Source organism: Prevotella sp. (assembly GCF_036570325.1).
Taxonomy (GTDB): Bacteria; Bacteroidota; Bacteroidia; order Bacteroidales; family Bacteroidaceae; genus Prevotella.
Genome location: NZ_DATCYK010000126.1, coordinates 1 through 8,688, shown reverse-complemented (window position 1 = coordinate 8,688; position 8,688 = coordinate 1). Strand labels below are relative to the sequence as shown.

The following is an 8,688-nucleotide window of genomic DNA, read 5'->3' as shown; positions in this document are numbered from 1 at the left end:
GGTATTGCTCCACGATGACCTCCTCGCCACGGGCGGAACGATGAAAGCGGCCTGCGACCTTGTACGCAAGTTTGGCCCGAAGAAGGTGTACGCCAACTTCATTATAGAACTCAAGAGCGAGTTTCCCCACAGCCGAGACATTTTCGACAAGGAGGTGGAAATAACCTCGCTGCTCGACTTCTAAGCCAAGGCAAAATTACCAAGGCTGCTCCTTGCCAACACCAAGGCAACGCCCTTTCATAACCAAGGCTGTACCTTGCCGGCAGCAAGACTATCCCCTACCAAAACCAAAGCAGCTCTTCGGCTAAACAAGAGCTGCCTTTTGGCAGACTCAAAGCAGCCCTTTGACAAGGCAACAGCTACCCTTTCATAAGGCGGAAGCAGGCCTTTTAAAAAGCAGAAGTAAACATACGGGGTTCTTGTTTCACGTGAAACAAAATCTTCTAAACCACTTGTAAATAAAGGAGATACACACTGTGACCAAAGAAGAAAACGAAAAGCGACTGGCCTACCTTAAGAACATAGTGCTGAGCATGCCCGAGAAGCCGGGCAGCTATCAGTACTATGACGACAAGCATGTCATCATTTACGTAGGTAAAGCCAAGAACTTGAAGCGCCGTGTGTCGAGTTATTTCCATAAAGAAGTGGACCGCTACAAGACGAAACTGCTGGTATCGAAGATTCACGACATCAGTTACACCGTCGTAAACACGGAAGAAGACGCCTTATTGCTTGAGAACAGTCTCATCAAAAAGTACAACCCACGCTACAACGTACTGCTGAAGGATGGCAAAACCTACCCCAGCATTTGCGTGACGAACGAGTATTTCCCCCGTATTTTCAAGACCCGAACCATCAACAAGCGCTATGGCACCTACTTCGGGCCCTACCCCCACATAGCCAGCATGTACGCCGTGCTGGAGCTGATCAAGCGTTTGTACAAGCCACGCACCTGCCGCCAGCCCATCACAAAGGAGGGAATAGCGGCCGGAAAATACAAACCATGCTTGGAATATCACATCCACAACTGCGGCGCTCCCTGCATTAACAAGCAAAGTTACGAGGAATATCAGGAGAATATGCGCCAAGCAAGGGAGATATTGAAGGGAAATACCCGCCAAGTAAGCAAGTGGCTGTACGATTTGATGATGAAAAACGCCGAGCTGTTGCGCTTCGAGCGGGCCGAGGAACTCAAGCGTAAGTACGTGCTTCTCAACGAGTTTGTGTCGAAAAGCGAGGTTGTCAGCTATACGATTGACGACGTCGACGTGTTCACCATCGTGGATGATGACGCCAACAAGAACGCTTACATCAACTATATCCACGTGAAGAACGGCACGATAAACCAGAGTTTCACCTTTGAATACAAGCGAAAACTCGACGAAACCGACGAGGAACTGCTCATCACGGCCATCCCCGAGATACGCGAACGCTTCAACAGCAAGGCCAAGGAGATACTCGTCCCGATGGAAATGACGTGGAAACTGAAGGACGCCGAGTTCTTTATTCCCCAACGGGGCGACAAGAAACACCTGCTCGACCTGAGCGAAATGAACGGCAAACAGTACAAATTTGACCGTCTGAAGCAGGCCGAAAAGCTCAATCCGGAGCAAAAACAGACCCGTCTGATGAAGGAATTGCAGCAGAAACTACGGCTTCCGAAGCTGCCTTATCAGATAGAATGCTTCGACAACAGCAACATTTCGGGCACCGACGCCGTAGCCGGTTGCGTGGTGTTCAAGGCCATGAAACCCTCGAAAAAAGACTACCGGAAATACAATATCAAGACCGTTACGGGGCCCGACGACTACGCCTCCATGCAGGAAGTGGTGCGCCGACGCTACAGCCGCATGATGGAGGAAGGCACACCCCTGCCCGACCTCATCATCACCGATGGCGGAATAGGCCAAATGAACGTGGTGCGTGAGGTGGTGGAAGACGAATTGAAGCTCGCCATCCCTATCGCCGGACTGGCCAAGGACGACCGCCACCGCACCAACGAATTGCTTTTCGGCTTTCCGCCGCACACCATTGCCGTCGACGTGAAGAGCGAACTGTTCCATGTCTTGACACATATTCAGGACGAGGTACACCGCTATGCCATCACCTTTCACCGCGACAAGCGCTCTAAACATCAGCTTCACAGCGAGTTAGAGGACATCAAAGGCATCGGACCCAAGGCCCGTGAGGCGCTCATGGCGGCCTTTAAGAGCGTTAAACGCATGAAAGAAGCCGACGCCGAGGCCCTCGCCCAAGTGGTGGGAACGGCCAAGGCGGCGCTGCTGAAAGCCCATTGGGCAGCTCAGGAGCCGTCGGTCGATTGACATAAAAGCATGGCCTTTTATGACCAAAAAACCCACCAGACGGTACGAAACCGGGCGAGTTGTATTTTTATAAACCATTGATTACTAAAGGATTATATATCTTATGAGAATCATTATACAACGAGTGAACCGTGCGTCGGTAACCATCGACGGAGAGATAACGGGCGCCATAGCCCATGGCATGCTCATCCTCGTGGGCGTGGAGGAAAGCGATACGACGGAGGATGTGGATTGGCTGGTGCGCAAGACGGCCAACCTACGTATTTTCGACGATGAGAACGGCGTCATGAACCGCTCCATCCTCGAGGTTGGCGGCGACGCTTTGGTGGTGTCACAGTTCACCCTTTTCGCCAGCTATAAGAAGGGAAATCGGCCCAGTTGGCTGCGTGCGGCCCGCCATGAGGTGTCTGTTCCGCTCTACGAATCGTTCTGCCAAAAGCTCTCCGAAAGCCTTGGCAAAGCGGTGAAGACGGGCCGTTTCGGCGCCGATATGAAGGTGGAACTCGTCAACGACGGCCCCGTAACCATCGCCATGGATACAAAGAACAAGGAATAAACGCTACGATTATGACAATAAAGGAAGCTCAAGAGGCTGTAGACCAATGGATTAAGGACTACGGCGTGCGCTATTTCAGCGAACTGACCAACATGGCCTGCCTCACCGAAGAGGTGGGCGAATTGGCCCGAGTGATGGCTCGCACCTACGGAGACCAAAGTTTCAAGGCGGGCGAAAAGCCCAATTTGGGCGAGGAAATGGCCGACGTGATGTGGGTATTGCTCTGTTTGGCCAACCAAACGGGGGTGGATCTGACCGCCGAACTTCAGAAAAGTTTTGACAAAAAGACCCGCCGCGACGCCACAAGACATAAGGAAAACCCTAAACTTTAATATTAACTATAAAACAAGAAACATTATGGGAACAATTAAAGACATCGTGATGAATGACATCAACGATAGCAAGAACGAGGAAAACAACAAGTATCAGGAAGCCCTGAGCAAGTATGATTGCACGTTGAACGACGAGCAGGTAGCCGCCGAAGTGAAGCAATTACTGGCCGAGAAACTGCCCCAGAACGACAATCTCGACGTAAAGAAATTCCTCTTTGGCAGCATTGAGCTGACCACACTGAAGAATACGGACAATGACGAGAGCGTGATGGCTTTCACGGAGAAGGTGAACCGCTTCGACAACGACTATCCCCAACTGCCCCACGTGGCCACTATCTGCGTGTATCCGTGCTTCGCCGCGGCCGTAAAGAACACGCTTGAGGTCAACGGAGTGAACATTGCCTGCGTATCGGGCTCGTTCCCTTCCTCTCAAGCGCTCATCGAAGTAAAGGTTGCCGAGACAGCTTTGGCCGTGAAAGATGGCGCCGATGAGATCGACATTGTCATGCCCGTAGGCAAGTATCTCTGTGGTGATTACGAGGGAGTGTGCGACGACATCAGTGAACTGAAGGCCGCTTGTGGCGATGAAGTCGACATGAAAGTCATCTTGGAGACGGGTTGTCTGCCGTCCATGAGCGACATCAAGAAGGCTTCTATCCTAAGTATGTACGCCGGAGCCGACTACATCAAGACCTCCACGGGTAAGGAGAAAGTAAGCGCTACGCCCGAAGCTGCCTACGTAATGTGCCAAGCTATCAAGGAATACTACGATAAAACGGGTCGCCAAGTTGGTTTTAAGCCCGCCGGAGGCATTAATACGGTCAACGACGCCCTCACCTACTACACCATCGTTAAAGAGGTCTTAGGCGAGAAATGGCTCACCAACAAATGGCTCCGCCTTGGCACCAGCCGCTTGGCTAACCTCCTTCTGAGCGAGATTGAGGGCAAGGAAGTGAAGTACTTCTAAGCCTTTCCCTTGCGGGAGTTGACGAGTTGACAAGTTGACGAGTTAACAAGTTGATGGTTTAGTTGACAAGTAAACGAGTTAACGAGTAAACAAGTTGTTAGCAATAGCAGGTTTTTCGGGCTATGAAAGGGCTGCTTTCGGCCGATGAAAAGGCTGCTTTTAGCAGCTAAAAGGCCTGCTATCAGCCGGCAAAAAAAGCGATACCAACCAGCCTAATAGCCGTTATCAACTATCAAAATAGCCGCTTTCATAAAATTAATGGCCCATCGCTGATTAGCGATGGGCCATTATTATTTTCTTCATTAAGTATTTCTTTAGCGTCGGATGGGTCTGACCGGTCCGACCCGTCCGACCCGTCTGAAAGCCAAGACAGCTCTTCCTACCCCTCCGGCTAAGTGATTTCTCAGCTCCTCCGCTCTATCACAAAGTCGAGATAAGCCGTGAGGGCTTGGCGGATAGCGTCATCGCTGACATAGCGATCAATGAAAACCAGCCCCTCAGCGTGGAAGTCACGCATGCGCTTCTCGGCGTATTCTATGCCGCCATTGGCCTTGGTGAAAGCCACCAAACGGGCGATTTCATCGGGCTGTATCATACGAGCCTTCACCTTGCGGGCCAACTCCATCATGGCAGCGTCGCCCGTACTGTTGAGCGCATGGATAACGGGGAGCGTCAGTTTTCCCTCCGCCATGTCGTTGCCCGTGGGCTTTCCTATCTCTGAAGCGTCGTAATAATCGAAAATATCGTCACGTATCTGGAACATGATACCTAAGTTCTGCCCAAATAGCTTGGCAGCCTCAACGGCCTCGGCGTCGGCTCCGGCGCTCTCCGCTCCTATCGCCGCGCAGGCCTCGAACAGGGCCGCCGTCTTGCGCTTGATAATCTCGTAATAGGCCGTTTCCGATATTTGCTGGTTCTGAATGTTGGTAAGTTGGAGGATTTCTCCGTCCGATAAGGTGCGGCCAAGCTCCGCCAAATAGCGTACTATGACCTCCGAATGGGTGCGCGAAACGTAGAGCAAGGCTGTCGACAGAATGTAATCGCCCACCAACACGGCCACCTTGTTATTGTAAGTGGCGTTCACGCTGGCCTGACCTCGGCGCTCACTGCTCTCATCTACCACGTCATCATGAACGAGACTTGCCGTGTGGAGCAACTCCAAACCTACGGCCGCATGCTGCGTGACGCTGCTCACCTGCCCGAAATTGCGGGCCATCAACAGTATCAGGATGGGCCTCATGCGCTTGCCTCCCTTAGCCTTAATGTGGTTAAGGGCCTGCCCCAGCATGCCATCATGATGGTCTAACGAGGCCTGAAATAAGAAAATAAAGTCTGAGAGTTCGGCCTCGATGGGCTGTTGAATAAGAGATAGGTAGTCCATTCAATCGTAAATTTGTGACAAAATTAATAATTTATCGGGATAATATGATATTATTTTACTAATTTTACGGCAAATAAGCCAAAATAAGATGCACAAATTATTCCTTTTAGATGCCTACGCATTGATATATCGTTCCTACTATGCCCTTATTCGTTCGCCCCGTATCAATTCCAAAGGATTGAACACCTCGGCCGTCATGGGCTTTGTCAATACGCTCAACGAAGTGCTGACCAAGGAGCAACCCACCCACATCGGCGTGGCTTTCGACCACGGCAAGACCTTCCGCCACGACGCTTTCCCCGCCTACAAGGCCCAGCGCGAGGAGACACCCGAGGACATCAAGCTCAGTGTTCCTATCATTAAAGACATTCTCAAGGCCTTTCGCATACCCATATTGCAGGCCGATGGCTTCGAGGCCGACGACATCATAGGCACCTTGGCCACCCAAGCCGGGCAGGCAGGCATAAGCACTTACATGCTCACCCCCGACAAAGACTACGGCCAACTCATCCGTCCCAACGTCTACATGTACCGCCCCCAACACGGCGGAGGCTACGAGACGCTCGGTCCCGATGAGGTTCAGGCCAAATACGGCATACCCTCTCCCACCCAAGTCATCGACCTCTTGGCCCTCATGGGCGACTCGGCCGACAACTTCCCGGGCTGTCCCGGCGTGGGCGAAAAGACCGCCGCGAAACTCATCAATGAGTTTGGCAGCGTGGAAGAACTCCTCGCCCACACCGACAAACTCAAGGGCAAGATGCGCGAAAAGGTCGAAGCGGCCGTGGAAGACATCAAGATGTCGAAGTTCCTCGCCACCATCCGAACCGACGTTCCCTTGACCGTGACGCTCGACGATTTGAAGATTACCGAACCGGACAAGGACAAGTTGGCCGAAATTTTCGCCGAACTTGAATTTAAGAGCTTAACGAACAAAATATTAAACAAGCCTGAACAAAAGCAAAAAAACGCAAACTTAGAGCTCGATTTCTTTGCGGAAAACGCCGACGATGGGCCGATTGTTTCAAAAAACGCCAATTTTTCGACCCTTAAAACTACCCCTCACGACTATCAACTCATTGATACAGAAGCACAAATGCGTGAAATTTGTGACTTTTTTCTTACAAATGAAATTCTCAGTCTGGACACAGAGACCACTTCAACCAACGCTATCGAGGCCGAATTGGTAGGTTTGAGCTTCAGCGTAGAGGAGGGAAAGGCATTTTATGTGCCCATTTCGGCTAATCGTGAAGAAGCCTTAAAAACCGTCAATATATTTAAACCGCTCTATGAAAGTCCCACAATCATGAAGGTGGGGCAAAACATCAAGTACGACATTGAGGTGCTTCGACATTATGACATCGAAGTAAAGGGTCCGCTCTTCGACACAATGATCGCCCATTATCTCATCCAACCCGAGCTTCATCACAACATGGACTACATGGCGGAGATATATCTGAACTACCAAACCATCCACATCGATGAGCTCATAGGGCCAAAGGGGCGCGGTCAGAAGTCGATGCGCGACTTGTCACCGGCCGACGTCTACGAGTATGCGGCCGAGGACGCCGACATCACTCTTAAGCTCAAAAACATTCTCGAGCCGCGACTGAAGGAGTTGGGTGTGGAGGATTTGTTCCACAATATCGAAATGCCACTCGTTCAGGTCTTGGCCGACATGGAGCTGACGGGCGTGGTTCTCGACACGAAAGCGTTGAGCGAGACGTCCGAAATCTTCAATCAACGACTCTTGCAATTAGAAAAGCACATTTACGAACTGGCCGGCGAATCGTTCAACATATCGAGTCCGAAGCAGGTAGGTGACATCCTTTTCGGCAAAATGAAGATCATAGAAAAGCCCAAGAAGACCAAAACGGGTCAGTATGTCACGTCGGAGGAGGTGCTGCAACAGCTGCGTCAGAAGAGCCCCATCATCGCCGAGATACTCGATTATCGCGGACTTAAGAAGTTGCTCGGCACCTATGTCGACGCTCTTCCCAAGCTCATCAGCCCCCGCACGGGCCACATCCACACCTCGTTCAACCAAGCCATCACGGCCACGGGACGCCTCTCGTCGAGCGATCCCAACCTGCAAAACATTCCCGTGCGTGACGATGACGGTAAGGAAATACGCAAATGCTTCATCCCCGAGCCCGGTTGTCTTTTCTTCTCAGCCGACTACAGTCAGATAGAACTGCGTATCATGGCCCATCTGTCGGGCGATGAGAACATGATAGAGGCCTTCCGCGAGGGCTTCGACATCCACGCCGCGACGGCCGCGAAGATATGGCACAAGCCCATAGAAGACGTTACTTCAGACGAGCGAAAGCAGGCCAAGCAAGCCAACTTCGGCATTATCTATGGCATAACGACCTTTGGTTTGGCCCAAAGAATGGACATATCGAACGGTGAGGCCAAAGAATTGATCGACGGATACTTCAGAACTTTCCCCAAGGTAAAGGCTTACATGGAGCAGGCCAAGGAGGAAGCACGCCAAAAAGGCTACGCCAAGACCATCTTCCACCGCCGCCGTTACCTGCCCGACATCAACAGTCGCAACGCCACGGTGCGTGGTTTTGCCGAGCGAAATGCCATCAACGCCCCCATACAAGGCTCCGAGGCCGACATCATCAAGCTGGCCATGGTGCGCATATACAAGCGTTTCAAGGCCGAAGAGCTACGCTCAAAGATGATTCTTCAGGTGCACGATGAGCTCAATTTCAGCGTTGTGCCCGAGGAAAAGGAGCAGGTGGAGCGCATCGTCATGGAGGAAATGGAGCAGGCTTATGCCCTCAGCGTGCCCCTGACGGCCGACGCCGGATGGGGCCACAATTGGCTTGAGGCACATTAAGGCCACAGGTCGGGCCTGCGGCAGTTGGGGAGTTGAGGGGGCAAAGCCCCCCGGTTGAGCGGATAAGGGCGGCAAAGCCGCTGCTAAAGTTGCGCTCAAGGTCGGACCAGTCTGACTGGTCAGACTTGTCAGACTGGTCCGATGATGGCTGAAAGCCACTCTTTCAGCCTTTTTAAAAGCCCACTATGAGCCACCCAAAGGCCTGCTTTCGCTCCCTCAAAAGCCTGCTATGAGCACATGATTACGGCCCTTTCGCAAGACGAAAGGGCCGTAATCA

Annotated in this window: 7 protein-coding genes; 6 read left to right on the top strand and 1 reads right to left on the bottom strand. The window is 51.9% G+C overall.

What is annotated here, in order from left to right; genetic code table 11:
• The 5 genes from VIR50_RS11100 to deoC form a co-directional block, all read left to right on the top strand.
• Positions 1-184 (top strand): phosphoribosyltransferase family protein (locus VIR50_RS11100; RefSeq protein WP_331935183.1); only part of this gene is annotated, 184 nt, incomplete at its 5' end.
• 292 nt (positions 185-476) lie between these two features.
• Positions 477-2,324: an excinuclease ABC subunit UvrC gene (uvrC, locus tag VIR50_RS11095; RefSeq protein WP_331935182.1), complete on the top strand. Its 1,848-nt coding sequence runs from the start codon at positions 477-479 to the stop codon at positions 2,322-2,324.
• A 103-nt stretch (positions 2,325-2,427) separates the two neighbouring features.
• A complete protein-coding gene (gene dtd / locus VIR50_RS11090; RefSeq protein ID WP_331935181.1) occupies positions 2,428-2,880 on the top strand; it encodes a D-aminoacyl-tRNA deacylase in 453 nt (150 codons plus the stop codon).
• Positions 2,881-2,891: 11 nt separating this feature from the next.
• Positions 2,892-3,212, top strand: coding sequence for a nucleotide pyrophosphohydrolase (locus VIR50_RS11085; protein ID WP_331935180.1), 321 nt, complete (start codon positions 2,892-2,894; stop codon positions 3,210-3,212).
• Positions 3,213-3,237: 25 nt separating this feature from the next.
• The gene (deoC, locus tag VIR50_RS11080; protein ID WP_331935179.1) at positions 3,238-4,179 is read left to right on the top strand and encodes a deoxyribose-phosphate aldolase; all 942 of its coding nucleotides are present in this window, start codon (positions 3,238-3,240) and stop codon (positions 4,177-4,179) included.
• Positions 4,180-4,582: 403 nt separating this feature from the next.
• Here the strand turns inward: deoC and VIR50_RS11075 are convergent, their stop codons facing one another.
• Positions 4,583-5,560 carry a polyprenyl synthetase family protein gene (locus VIR50_RS11075; RefSeq protein ID WP_331935178.1) on the bottom strand — a complete coding sequence of 326 codons (978 nt, stop codon included), beginning with the start codon at positions 5,558-5,560 and terminating at the stop codon, positions 4,583-4,585.
• A gap of 88 nt (positions 5,561-5,648) precedes the next feature.
• On the opposite strand from VIR50_RS11075, the gene polA reads away from it, so the two are divergent.
• Positions 5,649-8,411, top strand: coding sequence for a DNA polymerase I (polA, locus tag VIR50_RS11070; protein WP_331935177.1), 2,763 nt, complete (start codon positions 5,649-5,651; stop codon positions 8,409-8,411).
• Positions 8,412-8,688: the final 277 nt, after the last annotated feature.